General features: G+C 59.4%; 20 protein-coding genes. 2 read left to right on the top strand and 18 right to left on the bottom strand.

Annotated features, from left to right (window positions below; translation table 11 throughout):
- Window positions 1-191: 191 nt before the first annotated feature.
- The 14 genes from AC0CW1_RS01640 to AC0CW1_RS01575 form a co-directional block, all read right to left on the bottom strand.
- On the bottom strand, window positions 192-1,409 hold the full coding sequence (locus AC0CW1_RS01640; RefSeq protein WP_488181379.1) for a radical SAM protein: 1,218 nt from the start codon (window positions 1,407-1,409) through the stop codon (window positions 192-194).
- 4 nt (window positions 1,410-1,413) lie between these two features.
- A complete protein-coding gene (gene rnc / locus AC0CW1_RS01635) occupies window positions 1,414-2,121 on the bottom strand; it encodes a ribonuclease III (protein WP_488181378.1) in 708 nt (235 codons plus the stop codon).
- 97 nt (window positions 2,122-2,218) lie between these two features.
- Window positions 2,219-3,466, bottom strand: a complete 1,248-nt coding sequence (gene fabF / locus AC0CW1_RS01630; RefSeq protein ID WP_488181377.1) for a beta-ketoacyl-ACP synthase II — start codon at window positions 3,464-3,466, stop codon at window positions 2,219-2,221.
- 18 nt (window positions 3,467-3,484) lie between these two features.
- On the bottom strand, window positions 3,485-4,429 hold the full coding sequence (locus AC0CW1_RS01625; protein WP_488181376.1) for an NAD(P)H-dependent flavin oxidoreductase: 945 nt from the start codon (window positions 4,427-4,429) through the stop codon (window positions 3,485-3,487).
- Window positions 4,430-4,572: 143 nt separating this feature from the next.
- Window positions 4,573-4,803, bottom strand: coding sequence for an acyl carrier protein (gene acpP, locus AC0CW1_RS01620; RefSeq protein ID WP_161255776.1), 231 nt, complete (start codon window positions 4,801-4,803; stop codon window positions 4,573-4,575).
- A 21-nt stretch (window positions 4,804-4,824) separates the two neighbouring features.
- A complete protein-coding gene (fabG, locus tag AC0CW1_RS01615; protein WP_488181375.1) occupies window positions 4,825-5,571 on the bottom strand; it encodes a 3-oxoacyl-[acyl-carrier-protein] reductase in 747 nt (248 codons plus the stop codon).
- Between the two features lie 48 nt (window positions 5,572-5,619).
- Window positions 5,620-6,531: an ACP S-malonyltransferase gene (fabD, locus tag AC0CW1_RS01610; RefSeq protein WP_488181374.1), complete on the bottom strand. Its 912-nt coding sequence runs from the start codon at window positions 6,529-6,531 to the stop codon at window positions 5,620-5,622.
- Window positions 6,531-7,487, bottom strand: a complete 957-nt coding sequence (gene fabK / locus AC0CW1_RS01605; RefSeq protein ID WP_488181373.1) for an enoyl-[acyl-carrier-protein] reductase FabK — start codon at window positions 7,485-7,487, stop codon at window positions 6,531-6,533. Before fabK ends, fabD begins: the two co-directional genes overlap by 1 nt.
- A 65-nt stretch (window positions 7,488-7,552) precedes the next feature.
- Window positions 7,553-8,551, bottom strand: coding sequence for a beta-ketoacyl-ACP synthase III (locus AC0CW1_RS01600; RefSeq protein ID WP_488181372.1), 999 nt, complete (start codon window positions 8,549-8,551; stop codon window positions 7,553-7,555).
- Window positions 8,548-9,555: a phosphate acyltransferase PlsX gene (gene plsX / locus AC0CW1_RS01595; protein WP_488181371.1), complete on the bottom strand. Its 1,008-nt coding sequence runs from the start codon at window positions 9,553-9,555 to the stop codon at window positions 8,548-8,550. Before plsX ends, AC0CW1_RS01600 begins: the two co-directional genes overlap by 4 nt.
- Window positions 9,556-9,568: 13 nt before the next feature.
- Entirely contained in the window at window positions 9,569-10,141 is a 573-nt protein-coding gene (fapR, locus tag AC0CW1_RS01590; protein ID WP_488181370.1) for a transcription factor FapR, read from the bottom strand.
- Between the two features lie 183 nt (window positions 10,142-10,324).
- A complete protein-coding gene (rpmF, locus tag AC0CW1_RS01585) occupies window positions 10,325-10,504 on the bottom strand; it encodes a 50S ribosomal protein L32 (protein WP_488181369.1) in 180 nt (59 codons plus the stop codon).
- 15 nt (window positions 10,505-10,519) lie between these two features.
- Complete coding sequence (locus AC0CW1_RS01580; RefSeq protein ID WP_488181368.1) at window positions 10,520-11,065, bottom strand: YceD family protein; 546 nt, start codon at window positions 11,063-11,065, stop codon at window positions 10,520-10,522.
- Between the two features lie 77 nt (window positions 11,066-11,142).
- Window positions 11,143-12,333, bottom strand: coding sequence for an acetate/propionate family kinase (locus AC0CW1_RS01575; RefSeq protein ID WP_488181367.1), 1,191 nt, complete (start codon window positions 12,331-12,333; stop codon window positions 11,143-11,145).
- A 138-nt stretch (window positions 12,334-12,471) separates the two neighbouring features.
- Between AC0CW1_RS01575 and AC0CW1_RS01570 the strand changes: the two genes are divergently transcribed.
- Window positions 12,472-13,656 (top strand): nucleoside recognition domain-containing protein, encoded by a 1,185-nt coding sequence (locus AC0CW1_RS01570; RefSeq protein ID WP_488181366.1) that lies wholly within the window; start codon window positions 12,472-12,474, stop codon window positions 13,654-13,656.
- A gap of 73 nt (window positions 13,657-13,729) precedes the next feature.
- On the opposite strand, the gene AC0CW1_RS01565 is transcribed toward AC0CW1_RS01570, so the two are convergent.
- The 3 genes from AC0CW1_RS01565 to rsmD are packed head-to-tail and all read right to left on the bottom strand — an operon-like array spanning window position 13,730 to window position 15,356.
- Window positions 13,730-14,248: an ATPase gene (locus AC0CW1_RS01565; RefSeq protein WP_488181365.1), complete on the bottom strand. Its 519-nt coding sequence runs from the start codon at window positions 14,246-14,248 to the stop codon at window positions 13,730-13,732.
- A gap of 17 nt (window positions 14,249-14,265) precedes the next feature.
- Entirely contained in the window at window positions 14,266-14,772 is a 507-nt protein-coding gene (gene coaD, locus AC0CW1_RS01560; RefSeq protein WP_488181364.1) for a pantetheine-phosphate adenylyltransferase, read from the bottom strand.
- Complete coding sequence (rsmD, locus tag AC0CW1_RS01555; RefSeq protein ID WP_488181363.1) at window positions 14,769-15,356, bottom strand: 16S rRNA (guanine(966)-N(2))-methyltransferase RsmD; 588 nt, start codon at window positions 15,354-15,356, stop codon at window positions 14,769-14,771. The genes coaD and rsmD overlap by 4 nt, the downstream gene beginning before the upstream one ends.
- A gap of 124 nt (window positions 15,357-15,480) precedes the next feature.
- On the opposite strand from rsmD, the gene gpr reads away from it, so the two are divergent.
- Window positions 15,481-16,470 (top strand): GPR endopeptidase, encoded by a 990-nt coding sequence (gene gpr / locus AC0CW1_RS01550; RefSeq protein WP_488181362.1) that lies wholly within the window; start codon window positions 15,481-15,483, stop codon window positions 16,468-16,470.
- A 145-nt stretch (window positions 16,471-16,615) separates the two neighbouring features.
- Here gpr and AC0CW1_RS01545 read toward each other — a convergent pair whose 3' ends face one another.
- The gene (locus AC0CW1_RS01545) at window positions 16,616-16,762 is read right to left on the bottom strand and encodes a hypothetical protein (protein WP_488181361.1); all 147 of its coding nucleotides are present in this window, start codon (window positions 16,760-16,762) and stop codon (window positions 16,616-16,618) included.
- Window positions 16,763-16,773 lie beyond the last annotated feature (11 nt).

The raw sequence follows: 16,773 nt of genomic DNA, 5'->3' as shown, positions 1-16,773 counted from the left end.
ACCTGTACATTTTTCAAATTTTTGTTTTTATCTGTGTTAATTTATTCGTCAAAAACCATCAAAGTTCGAGTTTTCCAGCCGATTCCCTGTAGTCAACCATCAGCGAATTCCCTTTTCCACAATCGAAACGATTCCTTACATCCCATGATTGGCGAACAAAAAAAGAAACCGCCTAAATAACAGCGGCAACATCAACAATTGTGATGGTCTCTGTACAGAATTGACACTTGATCCCGCAACGTAGATATATATTCCTCTTGGTTTAAGAGATATATTCGACTACCCCGGGCGAACTGCCAACTGCCATGAAAAGGCATCACGCCTGTTGAATCGTCGCTGGCGATAAAATCGCTCCGGGGAATCGCCCCTGAAATCGTCAAAGGGATCACGGCGTTGATGTGACGGAGGAGCCATTGCCGATGGCCGGTAACTAAAGATAGATCCTGCGGTGGGACGAGCAGCCGATTTTCGCTTGCGGCAGGTCCGATGCCAATCTTGGCGATAAACGATGCGATCAAGGCAAGCGTGTACCGGTAAGCCAGATAACGCCGCACCCATTCGCCCAGGCTAGGTGACGAAGGGCCGGCCAAGGTCGCCTGTTCGCACAACTCCCCTGGCATAAGCCCCCAGCGGATCACAGGAATGCGATGATAAGCGCAGAGAGCTGCCATATCGGACAAGAGGCGCAGCGTCCGCCCCCAAAGCCAGGGTTGGTATATCCCCGCCCGCCATAAAGGTTCCAGCGGGCTGTCTTTCAAGACAAGGGTAGGGTGGATGCGCAAAAAGTCGGGTTTCAGCCAGAGGCACTCCTGCAGCGATGACAAGGCGCCAGCCTCATCGTCGCCCGGCAGGCCGGTCATCAAGTGGATGCCAACCTTTATCCCAGCCTGTCGCAGCAGGCCCACGGCCCGGACCGTATCGGCTGGCCCATGCCCCCTGCCGGCCCTTTCCAGAACGGAGGCATGCATCGACTGGGCGCCCACCTCCACCACCGTCGCCCCGTAATGGCGCAAGCGTTCCACTGTCGCGCCGTCAATGCCGTCAGGCCGCGTCGAAAGACGCAGTCCGCCGATCCCCTCCCTGCCGAGCCACCGCCGGGCCGCTGCGAGGAGACGCACCTGAACCTCGCCAGGGAGCAAGGTGAAGGACCCGCCGTAAAAAGCGATCTCATGGTTTTCTCCCCTCGCTGCCGTCGTCGCATTTGCTGCACACGCCAGACTTGTAACAGCTACCCTCTTCGCCGCAGGCTCTGCCGATATCGCCGTCTTCCGGCTACCCAAATAACGGCGCACCGTCTCATCGACACTGTCCGGTCCCGGAACTCCCCGCTCTCCTGTCAGCCCCTCCTGGCTGCAATAGAGGCAGCGGGCGGGACAACCCATCTGGGGGATAAAAATAGGGATGATCATGCCATCATCCCTTTCTGCCAGCCCATTCCCGCATGGCCCGGCCAGCCGCCTGCTGTTCCGCCTCTTTTTTCGTGCGACCCTGACCGTCAGCGATCACCGTGCCGTTGACCATGACCGCGGCGACAAAGCGCTTGTCATGATCGGGGCCGCTCTCGTCGACGATGCAGTAGCGTATGTCGGCGGGACCGCTGCGCTGAACCCATTCCTGAAAAGCCGTCTTGTTGTCGCCGCTGATCAGGTTCTGGGCGTTCTCCAGGGCCTCGCCGAAGAGATCGAGGATGAAGCGGCGAGCCGCCTCAATGCCACCAGCTTGGAAGAGCGCGCCGATGACCGCCTCCAGGGCGTCCGCCAGGATGGACGGCTTCTCACGACCGCCACTGGCCTCCTCGCCCCGGCCCAGCTTCAACCAGGCGCCAAGGTTCAAACGACGCGCCCCCTCAGCCAGGTTGGCCTCACAGACGACAGCCGCCCGCCGGCGCGACAGTTCCCCCTCCGTCCAGGCGGGATAGCGGTCGAAAAGCTGTTCGCCGATGACGAGCCCAAGTACAGCGTCGCCGAGAAACTCCAGACGCTGGTTGTGCTCCTGCGGGGCCTGGGGATTCTCGTAGGCAAAGGAGGGATGGGTCAAGGCCATCTCGAGGGTGGAGAGATGTTCGCCGTCGACGCCGATCCTCCGGGCCAGTTCGGCCGGGTGATTAGGTCCTCTTTTCATGAGTTCACCTCAGACAAAAGAGCCCCGTACCCCAAAACGGGCACGGGGAGTCTTTGCAAATAATCTTCCGCTAAAGAAAAGCAGATGAGGGCACCGGTTACTCCCCGGGGCGATACTTGCGGATAGCGATCGTCGCGTTATGCCCGCCAAATCCAAAAGTGTTGGAGATGGCCGAATCCACCGTTAGTTTGCGCGCCTTGTGGGGAACATAATCAAGGTCACAGCCCTCGCCAGGATTGTCGAGGTTGATCGTCGGCGGGATGATGTCGTCATGGACAGCTAGGGCGGAGGCGATCAACTCGATTCCGCCGGCGGCACCGAGCAGATGACCCGTCATCGACTTGGTCGAACTGATGGCCACCTTGTTAGCGGCATCGCCGAAGACCGACTTGATGGCTAGCGTTTCGAAGTAATCGTTCTTCTCCGTCGCCGTGCCGTGGGCGTTGATGTAGGTGATCTCCTCCGGCTTTAGGCCGGCGTCTTCGAGGGCGCCCTTCATGGCCCGCGCTGCCCCTTCGCCGTTCGGCGCCGGGTCAGTGATATGGTAGGCGTCACAGGAGGAGCCGTAGCCGACCACTTCCGCATAAATCCGGGCGCCCCGGGCGAGGGCGTGTTCCAGTTCCTCAAAGACCAAGATGCCGGAGCCTTCGCCCATGACGAAACCACTGCGGTCGCGATCAAAGGGACGGCTGGCCTTGGCCGGTTCTTCGTTGAGGGTGGACATGGCCTTCATGGAGCAGAAACCGGCGAAGGCAAGCCGGACGATAGACGCCTCGGTGCCACCGGTCAGCACGGCCTTGCAGTCGCCCCGCTGGACGAGCCGGAAGGCGCTGCCGCAGGCGTTTGTCGCTGAAGCGCAAGCGGTAACGACCGTTTCGCTTGGTCCGCGCAGGTTCAATTGCATAGAGATGAAACCAGCGGCCATGTTGGAGATCATCATGGGGACGAAGAAGGGGCTGATCCGGCCGACGCCTTTTTGCATCATCACCTTCGCCTGGTCCTCAAAGGTCTCCATGCCGCCGATGCCGCAACCGAGGACGACGCCGAAGCGGTCCCGGTCAACCGTATCGAGATCAAAGCCAGCATCCTCGACAGCCATCTTGGCCGCCGCCACGCCGTATTGAGAGAAACGATCCATCCGCCGCGCTTCCTTGCGGTCGAGAAACTGGGTGGGCTCAAAATCTTTTACCTCACCGGCAACCTGAGTCGGAAGATCGCTGGCGTCAAAACGGGTGACAGGGCCGATGCCGGATACGCCATTGGTCAGAGCGGACCAAAACTTCTCCTTGCCTGTCCCAACGGGCGAAACAACGCCAACACCCGTAATGACTACGCGCTTGTTCATGATCTGTGTACACACTCCTTAATACGCTTCCACTTCCCGCAGGAGATTCTGAATAATCTGGCGCACGGGCAGGATCTCCTTGATCCGCTCCACATGCTCGCCCGAGAAGACGAGACCCGCCTCAAGATCGCCTTTCTGGGCCTTGTCGAGGGCATCAACGATGCAAAACCACTTAGAACAGTGCTTCAAACAGCCAACGCACTTTTTCGGCGAAAAGTCCACACCGCCAGTCAAACTGTGCCAGAAGGGGTTTTTGAGGCCCCGACCCGGCAGGCCGACGGGACTGTCGATGAGGATCACATCGTCATGGGTGGAGCGCAGGTACAATTCTTTGAATTCCGGCGCAGCCGCCGATTCCTCGCTGGCGGCGAAACGGGTGCCCATCTGCACCCCACTGGCGCCCATCTGGAGAACCTCGACGATGTCATGACCGTCGATGACGCCGCCTGCAGCGATCACCGGGATGTTAACGGCCTCGACCACTTCCGGGAGAATCTTTTTCATCGGCTCATCGGTGCCCAGGTGCCCGCCGGCTTCCTTCCCCTCGACAACGACGGCGGCAGCGCCCAGTTTTTCAGCCATCCGGGCCAGGCGGGCTGAGGAGACGATGGGGACGATCGGCGTGCCCGATTCCTTCCCCCACTGGAACATATCCCGGGAAAACCCAGCCCCGGAAACGACGAGGTCGATCCCTTCTTCGATCGCCGTCTTCACCAGACTGGGAAACTCACGAGCAGCGAAGAGACAGTTGATGCCGATGATCCCTTTGGTCCGCCGCCGGGCCTCCCGGATCTCTTCTCTTAATTCATCAAGCGTCATGCCTGTCGCCGCGATCAGGCCGATCCCGCCTTCGTTCGCAACGGCTGCCGCCAGAGGCGCCGTCGAAATGCGTATCGCCATGCCGCCTTGTACGATGGGCAGCTTGGCGACCAGGTGGCCGATTTTCAACTCCGGAAGCTTCACCGATTTACTCCCCCAATGTCCCTTGGGTTTATCCAAGGATGTATCGCTGCGTATGTTGCGAAAAACGGGGCCTATCCTCTATAGGCAGGAAGCCCCGTAAAGCTACGGGACTTCCGAATTACATCGCTTTATGGGTTTTTGGCTTACTGATTTTCCTTGATGTACTCGACAGCCGAACCGATGGTCTTGATCTTTTCGGCATCTTCGTCAGGAATCTCGATATCGAATTCCTCTTCCAAGGCCATTACGAGTTCAACAATATCCAAAGAGTCGGCGTTCAGGTCCTCAAAAGAAGTCTCCATGTTAACTTCCTCTTCGTCAACTCCTAATTGTTCCACCACGATGGCTTTGACTTTATCGAAAATAGATGACACGTCTTTCACCTCCTTTAAATACTAGGCCATGACCAAGCCACCGTCGACATTGATCGTCTGGCCTGTGATGTATGCCGCATCTTCAGAAGCCAGGAAAGTGACCACTTTCGCTACATCGTCCGGTTGCCCCATCCGTCCTAACGGAATAGATTGAACAAAATTCTCCCGCGCCTCTGCTGGCAGTTTTTCTGTCATGTCTGTCTGGATGTAGCCGGGCGCCACGGCGTTGACCGTGATGTTGCGGGATCCCACTTCTTTGGCCACCGTCTTCGTAAAGGCGATCACGCCTGCTTTGGCAGCAGCGTAGTTGACTTGACCGGCGTTGCCCGTCTGGCCCACAACGGAAGTAATATTGATAATGCGCCCGGACCGTTGTTTGAGCATGGTTTTGATGACACCTTTGGTGCAAAGATAGACGCCTCTCAAATTGGTGTCTATAACCTTGTTCCAATCGTCTTCCTTCAGGCGCATTAACAGATTATCCCGGGTGATGCCCGCGTTATTCACCAGCACATCGAGCCGTCCGAAGGTGTCAAGGACCTTCTGGATCATGGCGTCGACCTGCTCGGCCTGGGATACGTCCGCCTGCACGGCGAAAGCCTTGCCCCCGGCTGCGGTGATCTCGTCGACGACGGCATTGGCCTTGTCGGTGCTCCCGGCATAGTTGACGGCGACGGCGTAGCCCTTGGCCGCCAGTTGGAGGGCGATGGCTCGTCCGATCCCGCGCGAACCGCCGGTAATCAGGGCCGCCCGCATGTCTACACCCATTTTATCCACTCTCCCCCTAAGATGCAAGAACCTTTTGGATGGCCTTTCCTAGGCCAAGATATCGCCTGCGGAGAGGACTTCGACGCCTTTGGCGATCTTGCGGGCCAATCCGGAGAGGACCTTCCCCGGCCCAACCTCGACGAAACGGGTCACCCCCTGGTCAGCAAGGAAGCGGACCGATTGCTCCCACCGGACGGGATGGTCCACCTGAAGGATCAGGTTCTCCCGGACCGCTTCCCTGTCGCGAACAGGCGCCGCCGTCACGTTGGCCACCAGCGGCACGACGGGATTGGCGATAGTCGCCGCCCGGAGCACCTTGGCCATGCGTTCCGCCGCCGGCTTCATCAGAGAGCAATGAAAAGGGGCGCTCACATTCAGCGCAATAGCTCGCTTGGCGCCGGCCGCCTTGGCCAGTTCCATCGCCTTCTCTACCGCCGCCGCCTCTCCGGCGATGACGACCTGACCGGCGCCGTTGAAGTTGGCCGGTTCGACAACACCCGCCGCAGCCGCTGACGCCTGTTGGCAGACGGCCTCGACAGCCTCCGCCTCCAAGCCCATGATGGCGGCCATCGATCCCTGACCGGCCGGCACGGCCTCCTGCATAAAAAGCCCCCGCTGGCGCACGAGGCGCAAGCCGTCGGCCATGGTCAGGCTGCCTGCCGCCACCAGAGCCGAGTACTCGCCCAGGCTGTGTCCGGCCACCCAGTCAGCCTTCATCCCCTTCGCCGCCAGCGCGCGGTAATAGGCGATCGATGTGGCCAGGAGCGCCGGCTGGGTATTGGCCGTCAGGCGGAGTTCTTCCTCGGGACCTTCGAAACAGAGCCGGCTGAGGGAAAAGCCGAGGGTGTCGTCGGCTTCAGCAAAAACCTCCCGGGCCTCGCTGTAATCGCGGACCAGATCGGCACCCATGCCGACAAACTGGGATCCCTGCCCGGGAAACATGAACAGTGTCTGTGTCATTATGCCTCCTGTGATCCTGCCGTCATGCCGCCCATGCGGGCGAGCACCTTTTCCGTTTCGGCGATGATTTCCTCGATGATCTCAGCGGCGCTTTGCTCGCGGCAGACCATGGCGGCCACCTGACCTGCCATGACCGAGCCCATCTCCACGTCGCCTTCCACCATGGCCTTGCGCAGTTTGCCGACGCCAAGGGCTTCCATTTCCTCCGCCGGGGCGGCGCGCCGTTCCATCTCTTCAAACTGGCGGACGAGCTTGTTCTTCAGCACCCGCACGGGATGACCCGTCGGACGTCCGGTGACGACAGTGTCGCGATCCTTTGCCTTGAGCACCATAGTCTTCACATTGGGATGGATGGTGCATTCGCTGGCACACATGAAGCGGGTGCCCATTTGCACGCCCACAGCGCCCAGGCTGAGAGCAGCCGCAAACTGGCGACCGTCAGCGATGCCGCCGGCGGCGATGACAGGGATCTCGACGGCGTCGACGATCTGGGGCACCAGGGCCATCGTCGTCAGTTCGCCCACATGGCCGCCTGATTCCATCCCTTCAGCGATCAGCGCGTCAACGCCGGACTTCTCCAAACGCTGGGCTAGAGCGACGGCAGAGACGACAGGGATCACCTTCGTGCCGATTTCCTTTAAGCGAGGGATGTATTTGCCGGGGTTGCCGGCGCCGGTGGTGATCACCGGAACACGGTGCTCGATGATCAGATCGATGATGGCGTCCACATGGGGGGACATGAGCATAACGTTGACACCAAAAGGCTTCGATGTGCGCGCCTTGATCTTCTTGATCTCATTGTCCAACCATTCAGCCGGCGCCTGACCGGCGCCCACAATACCCAAACCGCCGGCTTCCGAGACGGCCGCCGCCAGTTCTGCCGTGGCCACCCAGGCCATGCCGCCTTGCAGGACGGGATAGCGGATTCCCAGTAGGTCACACAAAACGGTTCTCACGAGACTCCTCCTACACCAAACTAAAAACTAAACTCAACAGACACCGCATCAAAAACAGCTCACAATCAGACCGAACGCTGTCCTTGATTCCATTCAATGGCCATGCTTCCCCAGGTCAAACCGGAACCGAAACCGACCATCAGCAGGCGATCGCCCGCTTTGACCTTGCCAGCGCGCACCACCTCGTCGAGGGCAACCGGAATGGAGGCCGCCGACATATTGCCGCAGCGGTCCAGATTGACAGCCACCTTTTCCATGGACAGACCCAACTTCTTGGCAGCTGACTCGATGATGCGCAGGTTGGCCTGATGGGGGATCAGCATGTCGATCTCTTCCTGTTGCCAGCCAGCGGTGTCGAGCGCCTTCTGAGATGCGTCGCCGATGACACGGACGGCGAATTTATAGACCTCTTTGCCATTCATCTTAACATAGTGCTGCCCCTCTTCGAGGGTCGCCGCCGTAGCCGGCATGCGGCTGCCGCCGGCGGGGACGGTGATCAGATCTCCCCCGGAACCATCAGCGCCGAGGTCAAAGGCTTTGAATCCACCCTCCTCAACGGGGCCGAGCAAGGCGGCGCCGGCGCCATCGCCAAAGAGCACACAGGTGTTGCGGTCGCGGTAATCTAAAAATTTCGATAAGACCTCTGCACCGATGACGAGCACATGGCGATACATGCCAGTGGCGATAAACTGGGCGCCGACGGCGCAACCGTAGATGAAGCTGGTGCAGGCCGTCTCCAGGTCAAAGGCGGCTGCCTTGCGAGCGCCCATCTTCTCGGCGGCGAGGCAAGCCGACGCCGGCAGATAGGTGTCAAAGGTGCAACTGCCGACGATGACCAGATCGACCTCTTCCGGCGCTACGCCGGCCGCTTCCAGGGCGCGGGCGCCGGCGACAGCAGCCAGGTCACTGACAGCCTGCTCGGGCGCCGCGACACGTCGCTCCCGGATACCCGTGCGGGAGACGATCCACTCATCACTCGTCTCCACCATCGACTCGAATTCCTTGTTCATCATGATCCGCTCAGGCAGATAAGAGCCAGTGCCCCAAATGCCTACTTTTTTCAACAAACCGGCTCCACCTTTCCTGGAATATGTTCTTGAATGGCAGCGATGAAGTTCTGCTGTACGCCCTGGTAGGCTACCCGCAGGGCGTTTTTAATCGCCTTCGCCTTGGAAGAACCGTGACAGATGATGGAAACGCCGTTAACGCCCAGCAAGGGCGCGCCGCCGTATTCGGCGTAATCGAGGCGTTTCCCCATGCCCTTGAGGGCCGGAGTAGCCAAAAAGGCACCCACCTGAGCCATGCGGCTGTTCTTCAGTTCATCCTTGATCATCGTCTTCAGGGCGCTGACCATGCCCTCGCCGAACTTTAATACCACGTTGCCCACAAAACCGTCGCAGACGATCACGTCGGCGCGGCCAAAAAAGAGATCGCGGCCCTCCACATTGCCGATAAAGCGCAACGGCGCCTCCCGGAGCATCCCATAGGCGCCCAGGACCACCTCGTTCCCCTTCGTCTCCTCCTCACCGATGTTGAGCAGGGCAACGCGCGGGTTGGCGATCCCCATCACCTTTTCGGCGTAGACGCTGCCCATGTGGGCGAACTGGAGCAGGTTCCTCGGCTTGGCCTCCGAGTTGGCGCCCACGTCCAGAAGCAGCTTGCCGCCCTCCAGTGTGGGCAAAATCGTGGCGATGGCCGGACGATCGATGCCGCTGATGCGCCCCAGCCCGAGCAGAGATGATGCCATCTGAGCGCCTGTCGAACCGGCGGACACGAGGGCTTGGGCGCGCCCCTCCTTGACGAGCCTCGTCGCCACGACGATCGAGGCGTCCTTCTTCTTGCGGAGGGCGGTGGCCGGCGACTCATCCATGGCGATGATTTCCGACGCAGCGACAACTTCGATGCGTGAACGGACATCGGCGGAGGCTTCTGCGAGCAGAGGCTCAATGGCGTCGGGACGCCCGACGAGCAGGATCTGCATGTTTAACTCCTCTGCCGCCTCAATCGCGCCTTTTACGATTTCTCCAGGTGCATGATCACCACCCATGGCGTCCAGCGCAATGCGCAATCCCATTTCCTCCTTAGGTCCCAGCGATTTTATCGCGTGCGGTCACATAGAATTTACCGGAAAAAACAACTTCTTCGTTGACAGTGCTGACGATGCGAATGATGTTGCGGGCGCCGACAACGCGAACCACCTGGGCCCGAGCGACGACGGTTTCACCGAGGCGGACAGGGCGGCGGTAGCGGACTCGGGAAAGACCTGTCACCGCCACCGTGGCGTCGACGACGGCCACAGCAAGCGAGTTGGCCTGGGCGAAGAGGTAATGTCCTCTGGCGATGGCGGAATGCTGCAGGAGCATGGCTTCCGTCACGACAAGTTGCGATTCGGCCTCCCGGCCGAGTTGCAGGTGGGTCAGTTCGCCCACGATCTCATCGCTGCTGAGGGAGCGGACCTCCTTCAGCTTCTCTGCGGCCACCTGGCGTGTCCGTTCCCGCACTTCGGGAATGCCGATCTGCTGGCGATCCAGACGGATCGTCTGGATGCTCACCCCCAAACGGCGCGCCAGTTCCCCATCGGTATAGAAGGGGTTTTCCTGCACGATCTGTTCCAACGCAGCCAGACGGGCTTCCTTCTTCTCCCGCCCCCCCATGGCAATTCCCCCTGTATCCTACGGCAAAGGAAAAATCTTAGCACCTGCTAACAATTCAAAGTATATCGAGAAAAGGCCGATCGCGCAAGCCCTTCTAGCAAATATCACTTCCTTTTATTTCCTTTTTTCCCCAAAAGAAAAAGGCCTATACGTGATAGGCCTTTTTCAAGGAATCATTATGGCTTATTCGGCTTTTTTGCCGGTTTCCCGCTCACGGTAAAAACCGCAGCTCGGGCACACATGGTGGGGCATTTTCGGCTCATGGCACTGCGGGCAGGGACCGAAGGAAACCAGTTCAAGTTTCTGGGTCGCCCGGCGCTGCCGGTTGCGCGATTTCGATCGACGGTGCTGAGGAACACCCATCTCCTACACCTCCTTTTACGTCTCGGAACGCCCTTTGCCACTTAACAAGGCTTGGAGAGAGGCCAGCCGGGGATCGACCGGTTCATCCGGACAACCGCAGGGTCCCTGCACCTGCAATGCGCCGCATTGCGGACAGAGTCCGGGGCAATCCTCCTGACACAACACCTTCATCGGCAAGGCGAAGATGAGGCTTTCATGAAAAGCGGGGCCCAAATCCAGTTCCCCGTCTTTTTCCAAGGGATAGTTGGGGACTTCGCCCGATGGTTCCGCTTCTTCCGAGTCATCCTTCTCGGGGGTCACCGTGAAGGTTGCTTCGACGGGAATATGCAGGTCCATGTTCACCGGAGTCATACAGCGATCACAAAGGCCTGCGATCCGGACGGAGAGGCTGCCGCGGAAGCGGTATCCGCCTTCCTCCCGAGAGAGGAGCCCTTCCACATCGGCAGGTCCTTCCAGACGGAGGTCGCCGCCAAGGTCGGTCTCATCCCGCCATTGACCAGAGAGGGGAACCGTCAGATCCCGTTCGCGGACTTTGAGCAATAAACCCCGATCAACTTGCACGAAGCTCACCTCTTTAGAAAACAACCAGCCATAATTATATAAAGGCGCGCGCAGAATGTCAATGCTTGGGTTGCGGCTTATTTCAGGAGACGGTAGGTGTCGCGGGCGATCATCAGTTCTTCGTTCGTCGGCACGACCATGACGCGGCAGGTCGCTCCGGCGGCGGAGACATCGGCTTCACCACGCCCCTTGTTTTTCTCCACGTCCATTTGGACGCCCAGGTAGCCGAGGCCGCTGCAGATAGCCTGGCGCATGGAGGGCGAGTTTTCGCCGAGACCGGCTGTAAAGACGATGGCGTCAACGCCGTTCATGACGGCCGCATAGGCGCCAATATATTTTTTAACACGATAGGCGAACATGTCGAGGGCGAGCTGGCAACGCTCGTTACCTTGAGCGGCCCCATCCTCCAAGTCGCGGAAGTCGCTGGAGACGCCGGAAACGCCGAGGACGCCGCTCTTCTTGTTCATCAGATCGTTGATCTGGCCTGTCGTCAGTCCCTCTTTTTCCATCAGGAAGGGAACGGCGGCCGGATCCATGTCACCGACGCGGGTGCCCATGATCAGGCCTTCCAGGGGCGTAAAGCCCATCGACGTGTCGACGGAACGGCCCCCGTCGATGGCGGCGATGGAGGCGCCGTTGCCGAGGTGGCAAGTGACGATCTTCAAATCCTCCAGCGGCCGATCGAGCATGGCCGCCGCGCGCTGGGCCACGTACTTGTGGGAGGTGCCGTGGAAGCCGTAACGGCGAAGGGCGTACTTTTCCGCCAACTCATAGGGGAGGGCGTAGTTGTAGGCGTAGTTGGGCAGGGTCTGGTGGAAGGCTGTGTCAAAGACGGCAACCTGGGGCACACCGGGCAGCATGTGTTGGCAGGCCTCGATGCCCATCACCGCCGGCGGGTTATGCAGCGGCGCCACTTCGAAGAGGGCACGGATGTCAGCCAGCGACTTTTCATTGATGACAGCCGAGTCGGAGAATGTATTGCCGCCATGGGCGACGCGATGCCCAACAGCGTTGATTTCACGCATCGACGCAACGACGCCATGGTCCTCATGGGTCAGGCATTCGACGGTCAGTTGGATCGCCCGGTCATGGCTCGGGATCTCTGTTTCTATGACGACCTGGTCTTTGCCGGTCGGTCGATGAGTCAAAATGGAACCATTCAGGCCGATCCGTTCGACCAGGCCTTTGGCAAGCAGCGCTTCTTTCTGCATGTCAAAAACCTGGTATTTGAGCGAAGAACTACCAGAGTTGATAACCAAAACGATCATGAGGATCCTCCTTATATTTGTGACATTTTTCTTTAATATACCCCAATGGTCAACGGTTGTCACTTAAGCAGAAGATTTCGTCAAGCCAATTATCTCGAAATTTTCAGAATTTTACAGACGGTTAGGGGCGTATGGTTAATGATTTCACCTGTTCCGGTGGTCCCCGGACCGCTCATCCTGGCCGGCTTTTTTCTGCTCTTGACCCCGTTCATGGTCTTTTACCCGGCCGTGTCACTCTCCGCGGCGCGGGAAGGATTACAACTCTGGTTGACCGTCTTGTTGCCGGCCCTCTTTCCCTTTCTGGTCGTTGCCGAACTGATCCTGGCCCTGGGTTTGCCCCGCTTGATCGGCGCCGTGCTGGAACCGTTGATGCGGCCGCTCTTTCGCTTGCCTGGCGCGGCTGCCGTCGTCGTCGCCGTCGGATTTACAACCGGTTTTCCCGTCGGCGCCATCATGACGGCCCGCCTGATCCGCGAGGGGATGCTGACAAGTGCGGAAGGCGAACGGCTCGTCCTGTTCACCAACAACGCCAGCCCCTTGTTCATGCTGGGCGCCGTCGGCGCCGGCATGTACGGCTCATCGGAGGTGGGGCTGCTGCTGGCAGCCTCCCATTACCTAGCCAACCTGCTCATTGGCCTGCTTTACGGCCGCCTCACTCCAGAGAGCCGCAGGATGACGACCACACCCTTCCGATCGCGGCTGAAAGCGGAATGGCAAAACTTCATAACCCAGCCCGGAACGGCCGGGGAAACACTGGGAGCGGCAATCGGCAAAGGGATGCACAACATCCTGATCATCGGTGGATATACCATGTTTTACGTCGTCGCCTTCCGGCTGTTCTCCGCCGGCGGCTTGCTCGCGCCGCTACTGGCGCTTCTGGAGAAGGCGCTCACCGCCTTACAGGTCAGCCCGGATCTGGCGCCGGGATTCCTGTCAGGGGCGCTAGAGATGAGCATCGGCTGTCAACAGATCGCGGTGGCCCAAGCCCCCCTTTCCCAACGTATTGCCTTGACGGCGTTGATCCTTTCTTGGAGCGGCCTCTCGGTTTTATCGCAGGTGGCCGCTTGTCTCGCCGGGACAGGCGTGCGCATGAGCCGCTATGTCCTGGCCAGGCTGGCGCAAGGCATCCTATCGATGACGATGGTCAGCCTCTTTCTGCCTTATATGCCATCTTCGCTGGCTTCCGCTAACATCCCTCCCATCTTGGGTCTCCAACTCTGGCCTTTCTGGCCAGGTTCGTCAGGAACATGCTATCTGCTCCTGGGCTGTCTGCTCAGCCTGTGGGGTTTCCTCTCCGCCCGGAAAAGGGTTTGGAAAAAATAAAAAAAGGGCGTCCTTAGACACCCCGCTGAAAATCAACTGCGCGTAAAAGGGTAGATCTTCACCCCTGGCAGAGCTAGTATTCTTCCTCTCTCTGCTCCCACTGGGCTTGCAGTTCTTCCCGGCCTTTACGGACTGTGTTGACAGACTTGGTCAGGGTATGCTCAATCTGGCGAAGGACATCATCGGCATACCGGCGGGCATCGGTCTGTAGTTCGTCCGCCTGGCGCCGCGCCTCAGCCAAGATCTCTTCTGACTTTTGCTGGGCCAGGCGGACGATTTCCGTCTCACCAGCCAGTTTGGCCACATAAGCCTTCGTCTCCTCGATCATCTGCTGGCACTCGGCCTCCGCTTCCTGGATCACACGCTGCCGTTCCTTCGTCAACCATTTGGCCTGGCGGAGTTCTTCCGGCAATCCGGTGCGGATGCGATCGAGAAAATCGAGGAGAACATGATCATCGACAAGCACCTTGCCGGTGATCGGAATGCGCGTCGACGTCTCGATCAACTCTTCCAATTCGTCGAGGATGCGCAAAACACTCCTGCCTTCGCCAAAGCGGGACGGATTCCCTTCCAAAGCCTGTGCTCGCTCCATCGAACAGGTTCCCCTTTCTATCTGGCAGACGCCTTACCCCGTACAGAATCGCCGAATTTTTCCGCCATCTTGGCCAGCACCGCCGGCGGCAAGTAATCGGACACATCTCCGCCGAAGGAAGCCACTTCTTTCACCATGGAACTGCTCAAAAAAGCGTAGTCGGTATGGGTGGCCATAAAAACCGTCTCCGCCTCAGGGTAGAGCTTTTTGTTCATCAGGGACATCTGAAACTCGACCTCGAAGTCGGAAACGGCACGCAAACCGCGCACAATCGCTTGCGCCCCTTGCTTGCGCGTAAAATCGACGAGCAACCCGGAAAAAGACTCCACACGGACATTCCGGATATGGGAGGACGCCATCCGGATCATCTCGACGCGCTCATCCATTGTAAAGAGAGGTTTCTTGTTCGGATTGATGACGACAGCGACAATCACTTCATTAAAAATCTGGGCAGCCCGCTCCACAATGTCCATGTGGCCCTTGGTGATCGGGTCAAAACTGCCCGGATAGACGGCAACAGTCACGAATCGGCCTCCTCATGGCGCTCGCCCGGTTCCGGCGACCGCTCCCACTGGTAGTAATGAATCATGGTGTCTCCATAGCGGTCCTGTTTCCTCCGGTTCAGGGAACCGAACTGTTCGGGAAGCCCCTCTTCGCGGCTGGTCTCCAGGACCAGCGTCCCTTCCGGCGCCAACAGGCCGGCGGCAGCCATTTCCAGGACAGGGCGCCAGAGTTCCCGCTTGTAGGGCGGATCGGCGAAGATCAGATCAAAGCGCTTGCCCTCAGCGAGCAACCGCTGGCAGGCCTGCCGGACATCCTGCTTCAGCACTTTTCCCTTGTCCAGCCGGGTTGCTTTGATGTTCTTGTCGATAACAGCACAGGCCCCTGGGTTGTTTTCCACCCAATATACGAACGCGGCGCCACGGCTGAGGGCCTCAAGTCCTAAGGCGCCCGTTCCGGCAAACAGGTCCAGGCATTGTGCTTCCAGGCAACGCCCGGCCAGAACATTAAACAGCGCTTCTTTCACGCGATCGGCCGTCGGCCGCGTCTCCCAACCTTTGACAGAGACGAGCCGGTGGCCACGGGCTTGGCCGGATATGATCCGCACGCCTAATCCCCCTTCACCGCATTACCCAGATTATAGCACGGCCTCCCTCTTTCGACAATTCCCGCATCGGAGGAATGAGCCTCCTGTCCCAGAGGGCACATTGAGGGAAGAAGGAGGAATGGCAGTGAATCGTTCCACACTCTACAGCAACCTTGGCATCCGCCTAGACATGGCCCTCGAGGCCCATGACGTCATCCGCCGGGAGATGGGTTCCGATGTGCCCGGTGTGCGCGTCTTCCGGAGCGAACACCCGGAGAAGGTCGTCGTGACCACCGTCGTCGTCGAATCGGAGCAGGGCGAACAGGCGATGGGCAAGCCGCGGGGGACTTATGTGACTATCGACGCCCCCCCGTTGCGGGAGAACAACCGCGAGTCCCACCAGGACATCTCAACGATCCTGGCCCGCGAGTTGGGCGGCCTTCTGCCGATCGGACCCAACAGTTCTGTCCTTGTCGTCGGCCTCGGCAACTGGAACGCCACCCCCGACGCCCTCGGGCCGAAGGTGGTCGAGTCCACCCTCGTCACCCGCCACCTTCACCACTACGCCCCGGAGGAACTCTCGGGCAATCTTCGTCCTGTCAGCGCCATCGCCCCCGGCGTCCTCGGCCTCACGGGCATCGAGACGGCCGAGATCATCAAAGGGATCGTCGATAAAACCCGCCCCGACCTGATCATCGCCATCGACGCCTTGGCGACCAGTTCGGTCGATCGCATCGCCACGAGCATCCAACTGGCGAACACGGGCATCCATCCCGGTTCAGGCGTGGGCAACCGCCGCGCCGGCATTAACCAAGAGATGATGGGCTGCCCCGTCATCGCCCTCGGCATCCCCACTGTCGTCCACGCCGGCGTCATCGCCCATGAGGCCATCGAAAAACTGATGCAGCAGTTTCAGACGAGCCCCACCCTCTACCGTTTGTACAAAGGCATCAACCCAAACGCCATGCAGCAGATCATCGAAGATGTGCTCGGTCCCTTCCAGCGGGACCTGATCATGACCCCCAAGGAGATCGACCAACTGATCCAGCAGACCTCCCGCGTCGTTTCGGCCGGCATCGCCCAAGCGCTCCATCCGGCCATCACGCCGGACCAATGGACCCAGTACTTGCAGTAAAAAAGCGCCTGCGGTAAAAGACACCCAATAATAAGGTGGAGAAAAAGGGCGAAGAGCGTCCCTTGCGGAGCGCTCTTTTCTCAGGCTACTCTCTGTTGGACGGCCCACCAGGCCGCCGGACTGCATCGTCCTTGGCACAGTTCGGTCACTTGCCTGGCGAAGCTGAGTCCCCTGCGACTGTTCCGTCCTTTTTTGCGCCTTGAAAACGGTGGCCCAGACCGATTTCCTGGGCCACTTCCATTTTAAAGTCCTCCATGAGTGGAGACAATTCGTCGCGATCCCGCTTTGGCAAGGCGATCACCT

This window comes from Heliomicrobium sulfidophilum, assembly GCF_057715735.1.
This window is presented reverse-complemented; position numbering and strand designations above follow the sequence as displayed.

Coding starts and splice junctions, on each gene's coding strand:
- AC0CW1_RS01640 (WP_488181379.1), bottom strand. CDS start 1,409: ATGATCATCCCTATTTTTATCCCCCAGATGGGTTGTCCCGCCCGCTGC.
- rnc (WP_488181378.1), bottom strand. CDS start 2,121: ATGAAAAGAGGACCTAATCACCCGGCCGAACTGGCCCGGAGGATCGGC.
- fabF (WP_488181377.1), bottom strand. CDS start 3,466: ATGAACAAGCGCGTAGTCATTACGGGTGTTGGCGTTGTTTCGCCCGTT.
- fabG (WP_488181375.1), bottom strand. CDS start 5,571: ATGGGTGTAGACATGCGGGCGGCCCTGATTACCGGCGGTTCGCGCGGG.
- fabD (WP_488181374.1), bottom strand. CDS start 6,531: ATGACACAGACACTGTTCATGTTTCCCGGGCAGGGATCCCAGTTTGTC.
- fapR (WP_488181370.1), bottom strand. CDS start 10,141: ATGGGGGGGCGGGAGAAGAAGGAAGCCCGTCTGGCTGCGTTGGAACAG.
- rpmF (WP_488181369.1), bottom strand. CDS start 10,504: ATGGGTGTTCCTCAGCACCGTCGATCGAAATCGCGCAACCGGCAGCGC.
- AC0CW1_RS01575 (WP_488181367.1), bottom strand. CDS start 12,333: ATGATCGTTTTGGTTATCAACTCTGGTAGTTCTTCGCTCAAATACCAG.
- AC0CW1_RS01570 (WP_488181366.1), top strand. CDS start 12,472: ATGATTTCACCTGTTCCGGTGGTCCCCGGACCGCTCATCCTGGCCGGC.
- AC0CW1_RS01565 (WP_488181365.1), bottom strand. CDS start 14,248: ATGGAGCGAGCACAGGCTTTGGAAGGGAATCCGTCCCGCTTTGGCGAA.